Source organism: Desulfoluna butyratoxydans (assembly GCF_900699765.1).
Classification (GTDB): domain Bacteria; phylum Desulfobacterota; class Desulfobacteria; order Desulfobacterales; family Desulfolunaceae; genus Desulfoluna; species Desulfoluna butyratoxydans.
The window spans coordinates 1-17,596 of record NZ_CAADHO010000019.1 but is presented as its reverse complement, the minus strand read 5'-3'; the positions used below and the strand labels follow the sequence as shown (position 1 = coordinate 17,596).

The 17,596-nt window shown below is 58.8% G+C and carries 16 protein-coding genes; 9 read left to right on the top strand and 7 right to left on the bottom strand.

The window, feature by feature from the left end:
* The first annotated feature begins 94 nt into the window (after positions 1–94).
* Positions 95–1,636 carry an arylsulfatase gene (locus tag MSL71_RS26100; RefSeq protein ID WP_180147403.1) on the top strand — a complete coding sequence of 514 codons (1,542 nt, stop codon included), beginning with the start codon at positions 95–97 and terminating at the stop codon, positions 1,634–1,636.
* Positions 1,637–1,727: 91 nt separating this feature from the next.
* Here the strand turns inward: MSL71_RS26100 and MSL71_RS26095 are convergent, their stop codons facing one another.
* Positions 1,728–2,387, bottom strand: coding sequence for a class I SAM-dependent methyltransferase (locus MSL71_RS26095; RefSeq protein ID WP_180147400.1), 660 nt, complete (start codon positions 2,385–2,387; stop codon positions 1,728–1,730).
* 84 nt (positions 2,388–2,471) lie between these two features.
* The gene (locus tag MSL71_RS26090) at positions 2,472–3,980 is read right to left on the bottom strand and encodes a methyl-accepting chemotaxis protein (protein WP_180147397.1); all 1,509 of its coding nucleotides are present in this window, start codon (positions 3,978–3,980) and stop codon (positions 2,472–2,474) included.
* A 514-nt stretch (positions 3,981–4,494) separates the two neighbouring features.
* Here MSL71_RS26090 and MSL71_RS26085 point away from each other — a divergent pair.
* The 7 genes from MSL71_RS26085 (at position 4,495) to MSL71_RS26055 (ending at position 9,972) form a co-directional block, all read left to right on the top strand.
* On the top strand, positions 4,495–5,613 hold the full coding sequence (locus MSL71_RS26085) for a 4Fe-4S dicluster domain-containing protein (protein WP_180147394.1): 1,119 nt from the start codon (positions 4,495–4,497) through the stop codon (positions 5,611–5,613).
* Positions 5,614–6,589: 976 nt separating this feature from the next.
* Complete coding sequence (locus tag MSL71_RS26080; RefSeq protein ID WP_180147392.1) at positions 6,590–7,486, top strand: permease; 897 nt, start codon at positions 6,590–6,592, stop codon at positions 7,484–7,486.
* 59 nt (positions 7,487–7,545) lie between these two features.
* Positions 7,546–7,725, top strand: coding sequence for a hypothetical protein (locus MSL71_RS26075; RefSeq protein WP_180147390.1), 180 nt, complete (start codon positions 7,546–7,548; stop codon positions 7,723–7,725).
* 107 nt (positions 7,726–7,832) lie between these two features.
* Positions 7,833–8,234 (top strand): rhodanese-like domain-containing protein, encoded by a 402-nt coding sequence (locus MSL71_RS26070; protein WP_180147387.1) that lies wholly within the window; start codon positions 7,833–7,835, stop codon positions 8,232–8,234.
* 27 nt (positions 8,235–8,261) lie between these two features.
* Complete coding sequence (locus MSL71_RS26065) at positions 8,262–8,687, top strand: rhodanese-like domain-containing protein (protein WP_180147384.1); 426 nt, start codon at positions 8,262–8,264, stop codon at positions 8,685–8,687.
* Positions 8,678–9,418: a sulfite exporter TauE/SafE family protein gene (locus MSL71_RS26060; RefSeq protein WP_180147381.1), complete on the top strand. Its 741-nt coding sequence runs from the start codon at positions 8,678–8,680 to the stop codon at positions 9,416–9,418. Before MSL71_RS26065 ends, MSL71_RS26060 begins: the two co-directional genes overlap by 10 nt.
* Positions 9,419–9,510: 92 nt before the next feature.
* Positions 9,511–9,972: a hypothetical protein gene (locus MSL71_RS26055; RefSeq protein WP_180147377.1), complete on the top strand. Its 462-nt coding sequence runs from the start codon at positions 9,511–9,513 to the stop codon at positions 9,970–9,972.
* A gap of 162 nt (positions 9,973–10,134) precedes the next feature.
* On the opposite strand, the gene MSL71_RS26050 is transcribed toward MSL71_RS26055, so the two are convergent.
* The 5 genes from MSL71_RS26050 to MSL71_RS26030 all read right to left on the bottom strand — a co-directional run bounded on the left by MSL71_RS26050 (position 10,135) and on the right by MSL71_RS26030 (position 14,938).
* Entirely contained in the window at positions 10,135–10,560 is a 426-nt protein-coding gene (locus MSL71_RS26050; protein WP_180147374.1) for a MarR family winged helix-turn-helix transcriptional regulator, read from the bottom strand.
* A gap of 98 nt (positions 10,561–10,658) precedes the next feature.
* A complete protein-coding gene (gene ansA / locus MSL71_RS26045) occupies positions 10,659–11,675 on the bottom strand; it encodes an asparaginase (protein ID WP_180147371.1) in 1,017 nt (338 codons plus the stop codon).
* A gap of 271 nt (positions 11,676–11,946) precedes the next feature.
* Positions 11,947–13,161 carry an L-serine ammonia-lyase, iron-sulfur-dependent, subunit alpha gene (locus MSL71_RS26040; RefSeq protein ID WP_180147368.1) on the bottom strand — a complete coding sequence of 405 codons (1,215 nt, stop codon included), beginning with the start codon at positions 13,159–13,161 and terminating at the stop codon, positions 11,947–11,949.
* A gap of 198 nt (positions 13,162–13,359) precedes the next feature.
* Positions 13,360–13,458, bottom strand: a complete 99-nt coding sequence (locus MSL71_RS26035; protein WP_139163969.1) for a MetS family NSS transporter small subunit — start codon at positions 13,456–13,458, stop codon at positions 13,360–13,362.
* A 1-nt stretch (position 13,459) separates the two neighbouring features.
* Positions 13,460–14,938: a sodium-dependent transporter gene (locus tag MSL71_RS26030; protein ID WP_180147366.1), complete on the bottom strand. Its 1,479-nt coding sequence runs from the start codon at positions 14,936–14,938 to the stop codon at positions 13,460–13,462.
* A gap of 355 nt (positions 14,939–15,293) precedes the next feature.
* Between MSL71_RS26030 and MSL71_RS26025 the strand changes: the two genes are divergently transcribed.
* On the top strand, positions 15,294–16,634 hold the full coding sequence (locus MSL71_RS26025; RefSeq protein WP_180147362.1) for a Na+/H+ antiporter NhaC family protein: 1,341 nt from the start codon (positions 15,294–15,296) through the stop codon (positions 16,632–16,634).
* The last annotated feature ends 962 nt before the right edge of the window (positions 16,635–17,596 follow it).

The window sequence follows — 17,596 nt, the reverse complement described above, 5'->3', positions numbered from 1 at the left end:
AGAGTAATCCCCTGCAACAACCAAATCGTCTTTTTGCCGATGATGACCCTTTCGTGGAAAATCGTCGCGTCACCCCTTAACCAAGGAGCCGATTATGAAAACTGGCAAATTGATGGTCGCGGTCATCGCCGCATCCGTTGCGATGGTCCTCGCTGTGTGCCCTGCCTCGGCCGCTAAAAAGCCGAACATCCTCGTGATCATGGCCGACGATGTGGGCGTCCACAATGTCAGCGCATACAGCAAGGGGCTTGTGGGCTTCATGACCCCAAACCTCGACCGACTGGCCAACGAAGGCATGATGTTCACCGACTACTATGCAGAACAGAGCTGCACTGCCGGGCGCTCCGCCTTTATCACAGGCCAGAGCCCGGTTCGCACGGGGCTCAGCAAGGTGGGCCTTCCCGGTGCAGACCTGGGGATCCAGGCCGAAGACCCCACCCTGGCCGAGCTCCTGAAGCCCCACGGCTACATGACCGGCCAGTTCGGTAAAAACCACCTGGGCGACAAGGACGAATTCCTGCCCACGGCCCACGGCTTCGACGAGTTCTTCGGCAACCTCTACCACCTCAACGCCGAGGAGGAGCCCGAGCACGAGGACTACCCGAAGAACCCCGAGTTCCGTAAAAAATTCGGCCCCAGGGGCGTCATCAAATCCACGGCCGACGGCAAAATTGAGGATACAGGCCCCCTCACCCGCAAACGCATGGAAACCGTGGACGAAGAGTTCCTCGCCTCCACCAAGGACTTCATCGAGCGGGCCAAAAAAGCAGACAAACCCTTCTTTGCCTGGTTCAACCCCAGCCGCATGCACTTTTACACCCATTTGAAAAAAGAGAGCCAGGGCGTCACGGGCCTGGGCGTATACGCCGACGGCATGGTGGAACACGACAAGATGGTGGGCGACCTCCTGGACTTCCTCAAGGCCCAGGGCCTGGAAGAGAACACCATCGTGGTCTACACCACGGACAACGGCCCCCATTACAACGAGTGGCCGGACGGCGGCATCTCCCCCTTCCGCGGCGAGAAGAACACCAACTGGGAAGGCGGATACCGGGTGCCTGCCATGGTACGCTGGCCCGGAAAAATCCCGCCCGGAACTGTCTCCAACGAGATCATGTCCATGCTGGACTGGGTCCCCACCCTCATGGCAGCCGTGGGTGACGAGAAGATCACGGAAAAACTCCTCAAAGGCCACAAAGCCGCCGGCAAAAAGTTCAAGGTTCACTTAGACGGCTTCAACTTCCTGCCCCACATCACCGGCAAAGAAAAAGAAGCCCCCCGAAAGAGCTTCTTCTACTTTAATGACGACGCCCAGCTGGTGGGCCTGCGCTACAACCAATGGAAGATCGTCTTTGCCGAGCAGCGGGCGAAAAAGATCGACGTGTGGCAAGAGCCCTTTGTCTGGCTTCGCGCTCCCAAGATCTTCAACCTCAGGAGCGACCCCTACGAGCGGGCCGACACCGACTCCAACAACTACGGCCGCTGGTACGTGGAGCACGTGTTCCTCCTGACCCCGGCCCAGCATGTTGTGGGTAAGTTCATCGCGACCCTGAAAGAGTACCCGCCGCGCCAGAAGCCCGCCAAATTCAACGTGGACTCCGTCATGGAGACCCTTTATAAAGGCGGCTCCCACTAAAAGCTGAACAGGCTACCCCAACGACAAAAGCCCCTGTCACAAGCGACAGGGGCTTTTTTTATCATTGATACGCCAGGCAAACCGGCTAAGATCACGCGGGTTTCCCGAGCAGCAGAAGCTCCTGGACTTCCGTGAGGACAATGGGCCGGGCGTCAAGGTCCACATCGGGCTGTTCCGCCATCTGCTTTGCCAGCTCCGGGTCAAAGGCCATGCCGAAATACCCGAAAGCCCATTCATGGAGTTCTTCCGGGCCCTCGAAAACCCACCGGCTTTCAAATGTCTCACTGCGGCGTACCACCCAGTCACTTTCATCAATGGCCCGGCGCACCGCCGCCTTTTCCCGGTCTTCGTTGTGGAGCAGTGCAAACACCTGCCCCATACCTTCATCATTTAAGGGTTCCAGCACCAGCAGGCTCCCACGGTCCCGGAGCACCCGCCACGCCTCGGCAAGGGCTTTGCTGCAATCCCGATGGTGATGAAGTGACAGGCTGAAGAGGATGATGTCAAAGGAGGCGTCGGCAAATGCCAAGGCCTCGCCGGACCCGACGGCAACCTCCGCCCCCGGGACAGTCCCCTTTGCCTTCGCCGCCCTCTTCTCATCAGGGTCAATGGCTGTAAGGGAAGAGGTCTCCCTTGCCAGCCATTCGGTCAACCGGCCGTCCCCGCACCCGATTTCCAGAATGTCCCGATGCGCCAGGTCAACAAAGGCCTTGATCTGGTCGCGTGTTTTTTCTTCGCTGTTCTGCTCCATGGCCTTCCCGGCTCCTCTGCCCAGGATATGTCACAATGGCAACTCACCGGCTTAATCCTGCCGTTTTCTCATGAAATATCCGGGCTACGCCGACAGGCGGACCACGGCCTGGTTGAGGCTGTCTGCCATGTCCAGGACCTCTTTAGCGCTGTCCATGACCTTGCGGCTGTTCTCCAGGTTGCCATGGGTCTGGGTGGCGGCCTCTTCGATGCGCCCCAGAATGGTTTCGCTGGCCAGGTTGCTCTCTGCGGCCTTGGCGGTGATATCGCCCATGCCGTCGTTCATCTCCCCCACGTTCACGTCGATCTCACGGGTGGAGGCCGACTGCTCTTCGATGGCTGCGGCCACGCCGTTGACGATGGTGCTGATGTTTCCGATGACCTCGGAGATGGCCGTGATTTGCTTTGTGGAGTCGGCGGTGGCGTCCTGGATCCCTTTGACCTGGCCGCGGATGCCGCTGGTGGCCTCGGCGGTCTGATGGGCAAGGGCCTTGATTTCATTGGCCACAACGGCAAATCCCTTGCCCGCCTCACCAGCCCTGGCTGCCTCAATGGTGGCGTTGAGGGCCAAGAGGTTGGTCTGCTCGGAGATCTCGGTGATCACCTCGGTGATCTTGCCGATTTCCCGGGCCGCTTCGTCCAGTCGCTTGATCTCCCGTGAGGCCTCTTCGGAGCGGTTGACGCCCTGGGTGGAGATCTCCATGGCCCGGGCGGACTGGCCGGCGATCTCTGTTACGGCACGGGCCATCTCTTCCATGGAGGCCGAGGTGAGCTCCATGTTGTGGGAGGCCTGCTCCACGGCCGCTGAAATGGCGGCGGTGTTCTCGCGCATGGACGAAGCGTCCGACGCCACGCCGCCGATCTGGGTGGTGGTCTCTTCCGAGGCCCCCACCATCTCTTCGGAGATGTCCCGAAGCTCCTCGGAGGTGCCGGTAAGCTCCGCTGCTTTTTCCCTCAGTTCATTGACCAGCATGGTGATATCTGCAGCCCGCTCGTCCAGCAGTACGGAGTTTTCAATGTTCAGGCGGTACGAGTCGTTGGTCTTCTTTCCCACCCCCATCATCCCCAGGATATAGGTCAGAAACACGACGCCGATGGCCCACTCGGCATTCAGGGCGGCCCACATGATGACGGGCACCAGCAGGCAGGCCACGTAGGTCACCAGCAGCCTCAGCTCCGGTGCCAGGGAGATGACGCACCCCCCCACCAGCCCGCAGGTCATCACCATGGCATAGAGGCTGTAGGCCGAAGTGGCCCCGTACCAGTGAATGACCAGCATGCACACGCTCCCCCACACAAGGCCGGACACAAGGGTCGATACCAGAAAAAAACGATTCCAGAACAGGGGGTTCTCGTCGTAGGAGGTCGCCGCCTTTCGGGCCGCCGCCAGCCTCAAAAGGCTCAGCACGACGATGACGGTGCCGAAAAAGACGGTGACAAGGGCATGCTCCCGGACCATGGGCGTCACCGCCAGGAGTATGCAGAACACCACAAAAAAAGCCACCACAGAGGGGCCGGAAAAGGCATAAAGGTCCTTATATTTCATCACTTTGACCTGTGCATTGCGTTCTCGCTCCATCTCTTCCACAGCCATACGATCCCTCCCTTTTACTGACTTATCTTCACGGCAGCCACCAACGCCCACCGTATTTACTTACCTTCGGGGGAACCCTGTCAAAAGGTTCAAAACCCCCGTTAAAAGCCATATTCATTGGTTGTGATGCATCAATTATTTATACGTTTAGTGGAAATAGTTAAACCGTTTTTCAGCAAATATCAACACGGCTCTCTACAGGGAAAGAGCAATTCCGGATCCAAATACGCGGATTCAATTAGTTTGTATGCATACAATATTTTTTCATCATCACACACGTTGGCTCTGCCCTTTAAATTACAAAAAAGCCCTTATCTTTACTGCAACACAGCACAATTTATTACTTCGTACATCAACCATATTGACAAAGCCGACCATCTTCCGATAGCCTTTTGCCTGGGACGCGGCATGATCACCCCATGCCCGGGCGCTGCGCCCACCCTGAAAGGGCGGCTTCCCAGCCCCGGAATCGCCTTCACAGCCCACAACAACCCCTGACACCCAAGGAGACCCCATGCCGGATTCCGTGTACAGAAAGCTCCAGGAACACTTGAACCAACTTCCCATGGGATTTCCCCCCACGGAAAGTGGTGTGGATATCGCCCTGTTGAAAAAAATGTACGAGCCCGAAGAGGCCGAGCTGACACTGAGCCTCACCCCGGCCCCCCAGCGGGCGGATCAGGTGGCCGAAAAAACCGGTGCCGACCCCGAGGCCTGCAAGGCAAAGCTGGACCGCATGGGGAAACGGGGCCTTCTCATCACCACCACCGTCAACGGTGAGCGCCACTACGTCCTGGCCCCTTACATCGTGGGCACCTACGAGTACCAGATCAATCGGCTGGACAAGGAGTACACCGACCTGCACAACCAGTACATGATGGAGGCCATGGGCCTGGAGGTGTTCGGCGGTAAGACCTCCCTTTTTCGCATTGTTCCCGTGGAAAAAAGCGTGGAATCCGTCCAGGAGATCCTCCCCCACGACGTGGTCAAGACAAAAATCCTGGAGGCGGACCGCATCGCCCTCACCGACTGCCTCTGCCGCCTCAAATCCAAGGCAGAGGGCCGGGGCTGTGACCACCCCGTCCGCACCTGCCTCTCCCTGAACCGATGCGCGGATTTTTTCATCGAAAACGACCTGCGGGCAGAAGAGATCACCAAAGAAGAGGCCCTGGCCATCATGGACATGGCCGATCGTGAGGGCCTGGTCACCCAGACCCAGAACTCGGCCGGGGACCTGGACTACATCTGCAACTGCTGCAAGTGCAGCTGCGGAATCATGGCCACCGTGGTGCACCTTGGGCTCCACAACCAGCTCACCAAGGCCTCCTACATCAATACCCCGGACACCGAGGCCTGCACCGGCTGCGGCACCTGCCTGGACCGCTGTATGTTCAAGGCCATTCGCATCATCGACGGCAAGGCATCCATCCACCCCAACAAATGCATGGGCTGCGGCCTCTGCACCACCACCTGCCCCGAAGGCGCCGCAAAGCTCACCAAACGGACCCCGGAGCAGATGCCCGACGTCCCGGAAAGCGTCCAGGCCATGTACAACCGCATACAGACTGAAAAGAATCGTCCCCAGCCTTTCCACTCCTTTACGGAGATCCAGGATAAGGGCGGAGTGTTCTAAGGGATGAAACAGATATAAAACAAACGGTAACTATTCAGCTTATGCCTCCGGCGGCCCTGCCGGGGGCCAAACGTTTAAAAGGTTTGATAAACAGGTCTCAAGTAATCATTCATAGGCTCCGCCGAAACAATTCCGACATTTTCTTATAAACGTTTTTTGCGGAGCTTTTTTTCAAAAAAGCGACCCGCCGGAGGCACCCGGAAACCCTATGGCGAATGCATGGAGGCAGCTATTCTGAGTGCGTTATCAGAGCATTCGCGTGGGGTGTGACATGTGGCAACCGGTTTTGCAGGGGAGGCCCGTTTCAATCTCCTGAAAACCCGACGAAGGTATTGGTCATTTGCTTGACGTTAACCGGAAGAACTGCGGCGGCAAGGTGAGCTTTTTGCTGCAGTGCGTTGCCCCTCGTGCCTCGGGGCAAGGCGCTGCGGCATCCATGCTCAATTCGTATAGTTCCCCTGTACCGGACAATGCATGAGTATAGAAATCCCAGAGCCGGGGCACCAGGGCCGCTTATGGGTCCCTTCGACTCACCCCAAGGGCAGGAAGACCGAGATAAAAACCGTGAGTCACCCTTTCCCATAAATATCCCGGCCAAAGCCCGGATCACTCTCCCTTCTCTTTCAGAACCGTGGGTCGATACGGCCCCCTTTTCATCCCACACCACCATCCCCACGCATTCCGCGCCAGCGCCAGAGAGCCATCCCGTACAAAGCGAACCGCCACAAAAAAACAATCAATTGACCTCTTCCCAACACGATAACAAAAAAATATCCGGCCCAAATAGTTGACACTATCAACCGAAGGTTTTATAGTTGATCATAACAACGAAACAATTCACATCGACCGCGGGTTGTTTCCGTGAATGTACTTAAAATGACAACTCCGAGTCCGCCTGTGGCGACCGGCGCCCCCAAATGGGGCAAAAAATTTTATTCAATTAGTTGACAATATCAATCAAAAGGATGGATTTACCATGAACTCCCTGTCAAAGACCCTTGGGTACTTCGCGTTCATCACCGCCGAACTGACGGTCCTGTTCCTTGGCATCAGCACCATCGTGGCCCTGGTCCTCATGTACATACCCCATGAAAAGCTCCGGTCCTGGCTCTCCCGGCGAGGCGTGGTGGGCAATGTCATCGCAGCCATGGTGGGCTCCCTCACCCCTTTCTGCGCCTGCTCCACCATTCCCATGACCCTGGGCATGCTCAACGCCGGGGCACCCTTCGGACCGGTGATGTCCTTTGTCATCGCCTCCCCCCTGCTCAACCCTATTATCCTGGCCATGGTGGCGGCCATGATGGGTCTTAAGGCCAGCATCATCTACTTTACCGTCACCTTTGCCGCATCCGTTGTGTTCGGGGTAATCCTGGAAAAAACCGGCGGGGCCGCCCACGTCCGGCACGTTCGCCTGAAAAACGGCATGGCCTCCGGCGGCCAGCAGGTGCCCGCCACCTTTGGGGGCAAGCTGAAGGCATCATTTCTTTCGGCATGGTCCGATTTCCGCGGAGTGCTGGTCTACCTCCTCGTGGGGGTAGGCATCGGGGCCGCCATTTACGGCTACCTTCCCCAGGAGTTCGTGGCCCGGCTGGCAGGACCTGAAAACCCCTTTGCCATTCCCGTGGCCGCGGTCATCGGAATCCCTCTGTACATCCGAGCGGAGACCGCCATTCCCATCGGCCTTGCCCTCTCCCAGAAGGGCATGAGCATGGGGGCTGTCATCGCCCTGATCATCGGCGGGGCCGGTATGGCCATCCCGGAGATGAGCATGCTGGCGAGCATCTTCCGCAAGCGACTGGTGGCCTCCGTGGTGGCGGTCATCTTCGCCACGGCGGTCATCGGCGGGTACGTGTTCAACCTGATGCCAGCTTAACCCTTATCTTTCAGCAAGAAAACGCACCAAAAACGTTTCAACACAAAAGGAGACACCCCATGAGCAACGAGAAAAAAAACGGATTGTTCGGAAAACTCTTTGGCAAAAACAAATCTGAGAGCTGCTGCACCATGGAACTTGAAGAGATCTCGGAGACCGAGTCTTCCCAGTCAAAGGAGACACCGGAAACCCGGCCTGAGACCAAAGAGAAGAAAAACTCCTGCTGCGGATGCTGCTGAGCCCTCCGGTGCAGATCAATCACGTAAACCCCGAACGCTCCCGGCGATCCCGCCGGGAGCCAACCCTCTGACATCCATTTGTCGTGGATAGAATCAGGACCCTGCACATGAATCAATTGGACCACACCCTCAAGGCCATGGATCTTCATTTTTTTGCCACCGAAAAGCACGGCATCTCCCTTGCCGCAGCAGCCGACTGCCTTGCAGACAAAGCGCAGTGCGTCTTTCTCGACGTCCGTACCGACGAGGAGACGCCCTACGCCCGATTCGGAGACGCAATCCACATCCCCTTAGAGCAGCTGCCCGACCGCCTGGACGAGGTGCCGAAGGACAAAGCCGTTGTGGTCTTCTGCACCTCGGTGGTTCGGGCCAGCATGGCCGCGTTTTACCTGAAGGCCGAAGGCTTTGCCTCTGCCCGGACCCTGCTGGCAAACTCCGAAGAGATGATGAAACTGTTTTCTCCGGCTGAAATCCATCGGCGAAAAGACACCACCCCATCAAACCGTTAATCCTGAGACATGTAATTGAGGCAAACTATGGAAAACATACGAAACTATTTTAGGGAAATGGATTACGAAGCCTTTGGTACCGGAGGATTTGCCACCACCCCGGCGGCCCTGCCCGGCCTTATCAAAAACAGGGCCTTTCTGGTGGACCTGCGGACCCGCGAAGAGGTTAAAGGGTTCGCCCTTCCCATGGCAATCCACATCCCTCTGAACGAATTGCCGGACCGCCTTGACGAGATCCCCGACGACGTACCGGTGATCCTTTTTGCCGACGGCCCCTGGCGCCCCAGCGTGGCCATGGCCTACCTCATCGCCAGGGGATTTGACCAGGTCTCCATCATCCCCCAGGGACTGCCCGAAATGGCCAAGATGCTGAAACCCGGCCCCCTGCATGCCGCAGGCATACGCGGAGCAATGGAGGCCACGCCCGGGTGCGGGTGCCGCACATGCTGCTGATGACCGTTGCCGCCCTGGCCTTTGCACTGAGCTTTTTCTTTGCCCTGGGCGGGGTGGGCAGCGCCGTGGCCCTGGTCCCGGCCCTCATGGCCGTGGGCGTCCCCCCGATCACGGCCAGGCCCGTGGCGCTCCTTGTCAACGTGGCGAGCCTGGGCGGGGCCACGGTCCACAACCTTCGAAGCGGACAGCTCAAACCCGGCCCCTGGTGGCCCCTCATTGCCTGCTCCCTTCCGGCAGCACCTATAGGGGCCTGGATCTCCACCCAGATTCCCCAGACCATCCTCCAGGGAGCCTTCGCCTGTTTCATGATCCTGTCCGGGCTGGTCATTGTCCGCCCGGCCCGGCAATCCGCGAAACAGACGGCAGACACATGCCCGCCGGCGGGAAGCGCCCTGCTGGGCTCGGTATCGGGACTCATCTCGGGCATGCTGGGCGTCGGAGGCGGCGGGGTCATCGTGCCCGCCCTCCACGGCATGGGGTTTCGGGCCCAGCAGATCGCCATGGTGACGGCCCTTTCCGTCCCCTTCTCATCGCTGACAGGCTTTCTGGCCTACACGGCCATGGGCTCCCTCTCCCTGGAGACATGCGCGGTGGCATCCGTCGCCGCCCTGGGCGGGGGCATCCTCGGGACCCGGGCCATGCACCGCATCGACCAGAAACGAATCCGCATGGTCCTGGCCCTGTCCCTGATGGTATCAGGCCTGCGAATACTCTGGAAACTTGCGGGATGACACCCGCATATCAATACCCGGTCTCAAGAACCGGAGCTATATCGGACCGGAACCACCGGTCATTCATCGAATCAGAAAGGAGTAACAAACCAATGACATGCTTCAACCAGGTAACACGTACGATTCTCTCAACTGCCGCAGTACTCCTTGGAGCCGCCATCTTTTCCACCCAGGCCTCAGCCCATGTGTTTGACTTTATGCACGGCCAAAGGGCCGTCCCGGGAAGTGACCTCTATGCCTTAGGGGAAAAAGCCATGGACCGAAAGGATGGAAAGGTATCCTATTTCACCAACGGCAAGGGCCGCGTCCTGAAAGTCCTGGCCACAAGGGGAGATAACGGCACCCTTCGCGTCACCGTACAGCGCGTCTATATTCCCAGGAATTATATCGCAGAGACCCACAACGAAACCGCCAGGGCTGAAAAGCTCTACGATCGATTGAGCCGTGTGGCAGGCAGCAGCCAAGGGAAATACGCCCTTTTGACGGATAAAGACGGCATGGCGGCATATCAATACGGCAAAGCCGTTGCAGAGAAGCTGGACTCAGAAAAATAGCGTCCCCCTTCTTCTTCGTAAGGCGCGTCAGACCCGGTGAGCAGCGTTGCCATGTTTAACGCTGCCACCGAAACAAAAAAGGCACCGACCCAAACCGGCCGGTGCCTTTCCTGATTATCGCGTTTGATTTTTTCCCCGGGGCAAGTACCTTCCGACCCCTCCTTACTTTTTGGCGGCACCGAGAAAGCTGCCCAGGGCGGTGAGGATAATCTCCCGCATGGGCGCATCGATCTTCGCAACGATCTCCTCCATGCGAGCATGGGCGTTGCGGTTGATCTCATCCAGGGCGTCCCGGCCCTTGGCCGTGGGCTGGACACAGCAGACCCGTCCGTCCGTTTCGCTGCGCCGCCTTTCGGCAAGCCCCTTTTTCTCCAGCCTGTCCACCACCCGGGTGGCACCGCTCTTGGTGAACCCCAGCTTCCGGGCGATGCCCTGCATGGAGCAGTCGCACTCAAGGGAGATCTCCTTGAGCGCCCGGATGTCCGCATAGGACATGCCGTGGCAACAGCTGTTGTCCTGGACGTGGATGCCGAAGCGCCACACAATGTCATCAATATACCGCACAAACTGTTCTGTGTTTTCTGCCATGATCGTACCCCTTATTTAATTGACTTTATCAACCAATAAGGCATCTGCCCCGCACTGTCAACATACGAGGGCAAAAAACACGGACGCCACATGGGCCGCTACGCCGTCATCTCCCCTTTCAGACTTGCCTGCATGAGCTCGCGGATCTCCCCTGCATCCGATCGGGTGCTGAAGAGAAAAAACATTTTGGCCAGGGCGGCCTCCGGGGTCATGTCAAACCCGCTGATAACCCCGGCCTCCAGAAGGGCCGAGCCCGTGGCGTAGGTCCCCATCATCACCCGCCCTTTCAGGCACTGGGTGCAGTTAACGACGACCACGCCCCGGTCTGTGGCCTCTTTCAGCACGGCCATGAGTTCGGGGTCGTTGTCCGGGGCGTTGCCCACCCCGTAGGTCTCCAGGACCAGCCCCTTGATGGGCGGAGCCAGAAGGTTTTTCACCACCGCCGCCGAAATCCCGGGAAACAGACGCAACACCGCCACCGGGGAGCTGTAGAGTCGCTGCACCCGCAGGGCACCCTGCCCTTCGGGCTTTGGCAGCAGCAGGTCCCGGTTGATCTCGATGTCGATGCCCGTGGTGCCCAGAGGAGGAAAGTTGGGGGAATCAAAGGCGTCAAAGCCCCCGGCGTTCCACTTGGTGGTGCGATTGCCGCGAAACAGGCGGTTGTCGAAGAAGAGGCACACTTCGTGGATGTCCTCCCGGGCCGCCAGCAGCATGGCCGTGATGAGGTTCTCCCGGGAATCGTTCCGTACCTCGCACAGCGGAATCTGGCCCCCGGTTAAAATCACCGGCTTTTGCAGCCCTTCCAGCATAAAGGGAAGGGCCGAGGCCGTGTAGGCCATGGTGTCGGTGCCGTGGATCACCAGGAACCCGTCGTACTCGGCGTGGTGGGCCGCGATGTCCTCTGCGATGTCAAACCAGGCCGAAGGGCTCATGCTCGACGAGTCCAGGGGCGGGTCGTACTCATGGATGTGGTACTCCGGCATGGACGGGCTCTTAAGCACGGCCATCTTGGCCATCTGCTCCTTGAGATACCCCGGAGAGGGCTCGTAGCCCCTGTCACCCGGCTTCATCCCGATGGTCCCGCCGGTGTCTGCGATGTAAATTTTCTTTTTCATGTGTCCCTAATCTATGGTCAACGGACGAGAGAGATAAAAACGCCTTCTTCGGATCAAACCACCTCCGCCTTTCAAACAAACCTGGGCCTTGATCTGTCCTTGGCCATCGGCGCCTGTACATCCCCGCCCCGCGAAGCCCCTTGCCCCGTGGAGCGCCGCACTCCTGTGCGGCACGGGTGACGACGACCTAAAAAGCCGCACCGGAGTGCGGCGCTCCGTAGCCGTTGATCTGTCGAACTTTTTGAGAGGTCGCAGCCCAGACATAACCCAATCAGTCTGTCTCGCCCATCCGGTTGCTGTAGGCGCGTGCCAGGCCCCCTTCGGCGGTCTCCCGGTAGGGGCTGGGCAGGTCCTGGCCGGTTTCCCGCATGACGCGCACCACCTCGTCAAAGGAGATAAGGTGGCTTCCGTCGGAAAAGAGGGCGTAATCGGCGCAGTTCATGGCCCGGGTGGCGGCAAAGGCGTTGCGCTCGATGCAGGGGATCTGCACAAGGCCCGCCACAGGGTCGCAGGTGAGGCCCAGGTGATGTTCCAGGCCCATTTCGGCGGCGTACTCCACCTGGCGCACGGTGCCCCCCAGAATCTGGGCGGCGGCCCCTGCGGCCATGGCACAGGCCGTGCCCACCTCTCCCTGGCAGCCCACTTCAGCACCGGAGATGGAGGCGTTGTATTTGATGAGATTCCCGATGAGACCGGCTGTGGCAAGGGCCCTCAAGAAGATAATCTCGTCGGCCTCGACCACCTCCATGAGGTAACGGATCACCGCAGGAAGGACCCCGCAGGCCCCGCAGGTGGGGGCGGTAACAATGGTGCCCCCCGCGGCGTTCTCTTCGGAGACGGCCAGGGCGTAAGCGCTGATCTTGCCGGTACGGCGGAAGTGGTCCCCGCTCATGACGGCTTTCTGGTGCAAGGTCCAGGCCTTGCGGGTGAGCCCCAGTACCCCGGGAAGGATGCCCTCGGTGGCAAGGCCGCGATCCAGGGCGGCCAGCATGTGGTGAAGCTTATCCCGCAAAAAATCCCAGATCTCGTCCCCTTCGCACGCCTCCACATACTGCCAGAAAGGGATCCCCTCTTTCCGGCAATGCTCCAGGATATCTTCCATGGTGGTGAGGTCATAGGTATGGGAGCTGGCAGGCGGCATACCGGTTTCGCTGATGGCGCCCCCGCCGGTGCTGTAGACCAGCCATTCGGCGTCGGCCTTGCCTTCGGCACTCATGGCTTCGAAAAGCATGCCGTTGGGATGCCCGGGGAGAAGCTCTTCGGGGCGCCAAACGATCTCAACGGCCTTGGGAGCCAAACCTTCCTCCACAGCGACATCGGTGAGGTGGCCCTTGCCCGTGGCGGCCAGACTGGCAAACAGGGTCACCCGAAACGAGGCGGCCTCCGGGTGTTTCCTCCCAAAGGTTTCCGCGGCCCGCTTGGGGCCCATGGTGTGGCTGCTGGAGGGTCCGACCCCCGTCCTGTAGAGTTCCCGAAGTGATTCCATGGCCTGCCTCCTTTCCTTACATCCCGCAATTCGTGCACATACGCACCGTCAAACAAACAATGCCGTCGGGTAGCCCTCGACGGCATTGAGTATCTTACACTGTGGATCGATCTCCGGACAAGGCCGGGATCGCCTGGTGCACTTTTTTTTCCAAAGGAGGCCTGGTCGGCCCTCCTTTATATATGGATCGGAATGACGCTATTTCAGGTTGCGAAGGGCGATGCCGATGCAGAAGCAGGCGCCTCCCCAGGTAACTCCCAGCCCGAAGACCATCATCAGTACGGCAGATGTTTCCATATCACGACTCCTTTCGACCCAGCAGGTCGCATTTGCTCAAAACAATGGCCAGGACGGGAAGACATGCCACAACGGCCCAGCCATAGATGCCCAGGGCACTGGCGGTATACCCTTCATAGGGAGTGGTAATGTCCCCTGCGCATTTCATGACCATCATGTAAGCCACCACAAAGGTGGTGAAAAACTTGAGGCAAAAAGTCCACCACTGCCCCACGAGGAAGTCGGAGGTACGGTTCACGTGCTCGCGAATGGACTCCAGGTTGAAGAACCAGGAAAGCAGCACCACCTCCACCAGACCACCGAGGAGAACAGCGTAGGTGTTGATGAAGTGATCCACGATGTCCAGCACATAGAGCCCGGCCCCGGTGGTGTAGATGACGCTCACGGCAAACCCGATGCCGCAGAACAGGGTGGTGGCCGCCTTGCGGCTGATCTTGAAGCCCTCCAGGATCCCTGCGATGCACGCCTCGCAGATGGAGATCATGGAGCTGACCCCGGCAAAAAGCAGGGAGAGGAAGAAGAGCACCCCGATGAAGCTGGCCCCGGGCATGAAGTTGATGGCCTGGGGAATGGTGACAAAGGCCAGGCCCACACCGGAAGAGACCACCTCTTTGATGGGAACCCCTTTTTGTGCCGCCATGTAACCCAGCACGGAGAAGATCATGACCCCGGCGAGCATGGAGAAACCGCAGTTGATGAAGGCGGTCATAAAGGCGTTGTTGTTGATGTCCGAATCACCGGACAGATAACTGGAGTAGGTGATCATGATCCCGAAGCCGATACTCAGGGAGAAGAAGACCTGACCGAAGGCAGCCGCCCACACCTTGATATCGCCGAGGGCGGAAAAGTCCGGCTTGAAGAGCCAGTTCAGGCCGTCCACCGCACCGGGCATGGTCACCGCGCGGGCCATGATGAGGATAACCATGACAAACAGGGCGGGCATGAAAAACTTGTTGGCCGCCTCAATGCCCTTTTTAACACCGCAGATGAGAACGCCCCAGCAGGTGAGCCACACCGCGGCCAGGGGGGCCAGGATGTGCCACTGTATACCGCCCATGGAAAAGGGACCGTCCGAGAGATGGAGGTACTCCTTGAAGAAGAAGCCGCTGGTGTCTTCACCCCAACCGAGGTTGAAAGAGAAGGTAAAGTAAGAGAAGGACCAGGCAATGATCACCACGTAGTAGCTTGCAATGACAAAACAGACGAGAAGCTGCCACCAGCCCAGCCATCCCCACTTCTTGTTAAGGGAACGGAAGGTCACCGGGGTGGCCCCGGCGTGTCTCTGCCCCACCCCGAATTCGAGGATCAGAAGGGGGATACCGGCGGTGAAGACCGCAACAAAGTAAGGGATCAGAAAGGCTCCGCCCCCGTTTTCATACACCATGTAGGGAAATCGCCAGATGTTCCCCATGCCGATGGCGGACCCAACCGCCGCCAGGATAAACCCCAAACGGGTTCCCCATTGATCTCGCTGTTTCATGCAACCTCTTTTCCGTCGTGGATATCGATTGTGTATCGTCAAACAAAAAGCCCGCCCTGTCGAATCCACGGCACATCTTTCAGATCCAGACTTTCAATATCCCCCGCCTCAAACTTTAAAAGTTTAAAAAAGGGGATCCAGAAATTTGACGATATACCTAATTCACCGGGATATGTCAATCATCAAGGAAAAGCCAAAACCGTTGTTACCTCTGTCAACCCCGCGACTGTCAACCCAATCGGCAAAAATGGTTAACCGAGCACCTTGACTGTCCCTTAGGATGCTGATAAGGTGTCTTTTTTCTAAAATTCCGGCAATCAATTGAAATATATAGATGTTATCGAGGTGAACAACAGTGAACAGGATTATTTCCACCCAACCGCGCGTCTCAGCGCTCCTTCCCTTGGGTCTCTTCCTTGCCATTTTCGTGGGGAGCGGGCTCTATTTTCAAAGCGTGGGCACCAGCTTCGCGTTCTACCAGGTGGCAGCTCCGGTGGCAGCCCTGCCCGCCATTATCCTGTCGGTTCTCCTGTCCAGGCAGGGCCTCACAGACACTGTGGAGCGCTTTCTCAAAGGCGCCGGACACAGCAACATCATGGCCATGTGCATGATCTATCTCCTTGCAGGGGGCTTCAGCGCCGTGGCCAAAGCCACCGGCGGCGTGGACGCGGTGGTGGCTGTGGCCATCTCCATCATCCCGGCCTCCTTTCTCCTGCCCGGTCTCTTTGTGGTGGGCGCCCTGATCTCCACGGCCATGGGAACCTCCATGGGCACCATCGCGGCCCTGGCCCCCATTGCCCTGGGCGTGGCCGGTGAGGCGGGCCTCTCCATCGCCCTCACCGCAGGGGCCGTCACCGGCGGCGCCATGTTCGGGGACAACCTCTCCATCATCTCGGACACCACCATCGCCGCCACACGGACCCAGGGGTGCGAAATGAAGGACAAATTCCGGGTCAACGTGGCCGTGGCCGTTCCTGCTGCCATCATCACCATTGTCCTGCTCCTCTTCCAGGCCAAAGGCACCACCGTGGCCGAGGCCAAGGACGCCTCCTTTCTCCTGGCCCTGCCCTACGCAGCCATCCTGGTGATGGCCGTTTCCGGCATCAACGTCTTTGCCGTGCTCTTCTCCGGCATCATCCTGGCGGGTCTTGCCGGGTTCATGACCACCCCTGACTTCACCCTCCTCACCTTTGCCAAGGAGATCTACAACGGGTTCACGGGCATGCAGGAGATCTTCATCCTCTCCATCTTCATCGGGGGCTTAGGGGAGCTCATGAAAGCCCAGGGCGGCCTTTTGGCCCTTGAGCGTGTGGTTTCCAACGCCATCCGCCACGTGGCCTCGAGCAAAGGCGGCACCGCCATCGCCGAGATGGGCATCGGGATCCTCGTTTTTCTCACCAACCTCTGCACGGCCAACAACACCGTGGCCATCCTCGTCACCGGCAGCGTGGCCAAGAACATCGCCGAAGCCAACGGCGTGGAGCCCAAGCGAGCCGCAGGCACGCTGGACATCTTTGCCTGCATCTGCCAGGGCCTGATCCCCTGGGGAGCCCAGATCCTCCTGGCCGCCTCCATCTTCAAGATTTCGCCCCTTGCCGTGGTGGGCAACGTCCACTACTGCATGGTGCTCTTCGGCTGCACCATGGTAGCCCTTTTCATCCCCGGCAAAAAAGCGAACGCCCCCGCAGGTGCATAAGAAAAAAGCACAAACGGATTTAAAATAGAAAACCCCCGGCAGAGCGATCTGCCGGGGGTTTTTTGTTTGGATAATCTGCGTTTCGGTGCGCACGGCGTACCCTACGGGACACCGACCGGTATCGCGAGCTGTAGGGTGCGGCTCCCGCACCGGGTGGCGTTTCGAGGGGCAGTAAATCGGTGACGCAATAAACAATAGGGCGCCATGACGTCGGTCGGTTTCTATGGATGGGGCGTTTGCGGTGCGCACGGCGCATCCTGCGGGACACCGAGCAGCATCGCGGGCTGTAGGGTGCGGCTCCCGCACCGGGTGGCGTTTCGAGGGGCAGTAAATCGGTGACGCAAAAAACAAAGGGCGCCATGACTTCGGTCGGTTTCTGTGGATGGGGCGTTTGCGGTGCGCACGGCGCACCCTACGGAACACCGACCGGCATCGCGAGCTGTAGGGTGCGGCTCCCGCACCGGATGGCGTTTCGAGGGGCAGTAAATCGGTGACGCAAAAAAAAAGGGCGCCATGACTTCGGTCGGTTTCTAGGATGGGGCGTTTGCGGTGCGCACGGCGCACCCTGCGGAACACCGTCCGGTATCGCGGGCTGTAGGGTGCGGCTCCCGCACCGGGTGGCGTTTCGAGGGGCAGTAAATCGGTGACGCAAAAAACAAAGGGCGCCATGACTTCGGTCGGTTTATAGGGATGGAGCGTTTGCGGTGCACACGGCGCCCCCTTACGGAACACCGAGCGGTATCGCGGATTGTAGGGTGCGGCTCCCGCACCGGGTGGCGTTTCGAGGGGCAGTAAATCGGTGACGCAAAAAAAAAGGGCGCCATGACTTCGGTCGGTTTCTATGGCGGTGGCTGTCAAGATAGTTGTCGCCTATACACATCAAGCCGCGACCAATCCGAGGCCCTCAGAAACAACCTTTTCAGGGTTAAGGTAAACGTGTTTTTTGTGTTCCATATCCTTAC

What these genes read in the sequence shown, in the direction of transcription:
- MSL71_RS26080 (WP_180147392.1), top strand. Translation starts at nt 6,590, where the DNA reads ATGAACTCCCTGTCAAAGACCCTTGGGTACTTCGCGTTCATCACCGCC.
- MSL71_RS26035 (WP_139163969.1), bottom strand. Translation starts at nt 13,458, where the DNA reads ATGGAAACATCTGCCGTACTGATGATGGTCTTCGGGCTGGGAGTTACC.
- MSL71_RS26060 (WP_180147381.1), top strand. Translation starts at nt 8,678, where the DNA reads ATGCTGCTGATGACCGTTGCCGCCCTGGCCTTTGCACTGAGCTTTTTC.
- MSL71_RS26100 (WP_180147403.1), top strand. Translation starts at nt 95, where the DNA reads ATGAAAACTGGCAAATTGATGGTCGCGGTCATCGCCGCATCCGTTGCG.
- MSL71_RS26090 (WP_180147397.1), bottom strand. Translation starts at nt 3,980, where the DNA reads ATGGCTGTGGAAGAGATGGAGCGAGAACGCAATGCACAGGTCAAAGTG.
- MSL71_RS26085 (WP_180147394.1), top strand. Translation starts at nt 4,495, where the DNA reads ATGCCGGATTCCGTGTACAGAAAGCTCCAGGAACACTTGAACCAACTT.
- MSL71_RS26065 (WP_180147384.1), top strand. Translation starts at nt 8,262, where the DNA reads ATGGAAAACATACGAAACTATTTTAGGGAAATGGATTACGAAGCCTTT.
- MSL71_RS26070 (WP_180147387.1), top strand. Translation starts at nt 7,833, where the DNA reads ATGAATCAATTGGACCACACCCTCAAGGCCATGGATCTTCATTTTTTT.
- MSL71_RS26095 (WP_180147400.1), bottom strand. Translation starts at nt 2,387, where the DNA reads ATGGAGCAGAACAGCGAAGAAAAAACACGCGACCAGATCAAGGCCTTT.
- MSL71_RS26030 (WP_180147366.1), bottom strand. Translation starts at nt 14,938, where the DNA reads ATGAAACAGCGAGATCAATGGGGAACCCGTTTGGGGTTTATCCTGGCG.
- MSL71_RS26050 (WP_180147374.1), bottom strand. Translation starts at nt 10,560, where the DNA reads ATGGCAGAAAACACAGAACAGTTTGTGCGGTATATTGATGACATTGTG.
- MSL71_RS26040 (WP_180147368.1), bottom strand. Translation starts at nt 13,161, where the DNA reads ATGGAATCACTTCGGGAACTCTACAGGACGGGGGTCGGACCCTCCAGC.
- ansA (WP_180147371.1), bottom strand. Translation starts at nt 11,675, where the DNA reads ATGAAAAAGAAAATTTACATCGCAGACACCGGCGGGACCATCGGGATG.
- MSL71_RS26075 (WP_180147390.1), top strand. Translation starts at nt 7,546, where the DNA reads ATGAGCAACGAGAAAAAAAACGGATTGTTCGGAAAACTCTTTGGCAAA.
- MSL71_RS26055 (WP_180147377.1), top strand. Translation starts at nt 9,511, where the DNA reads ATGACATGCTTCAACCAGGTAACACGTACGATTCTCTCAACTGCCGCA.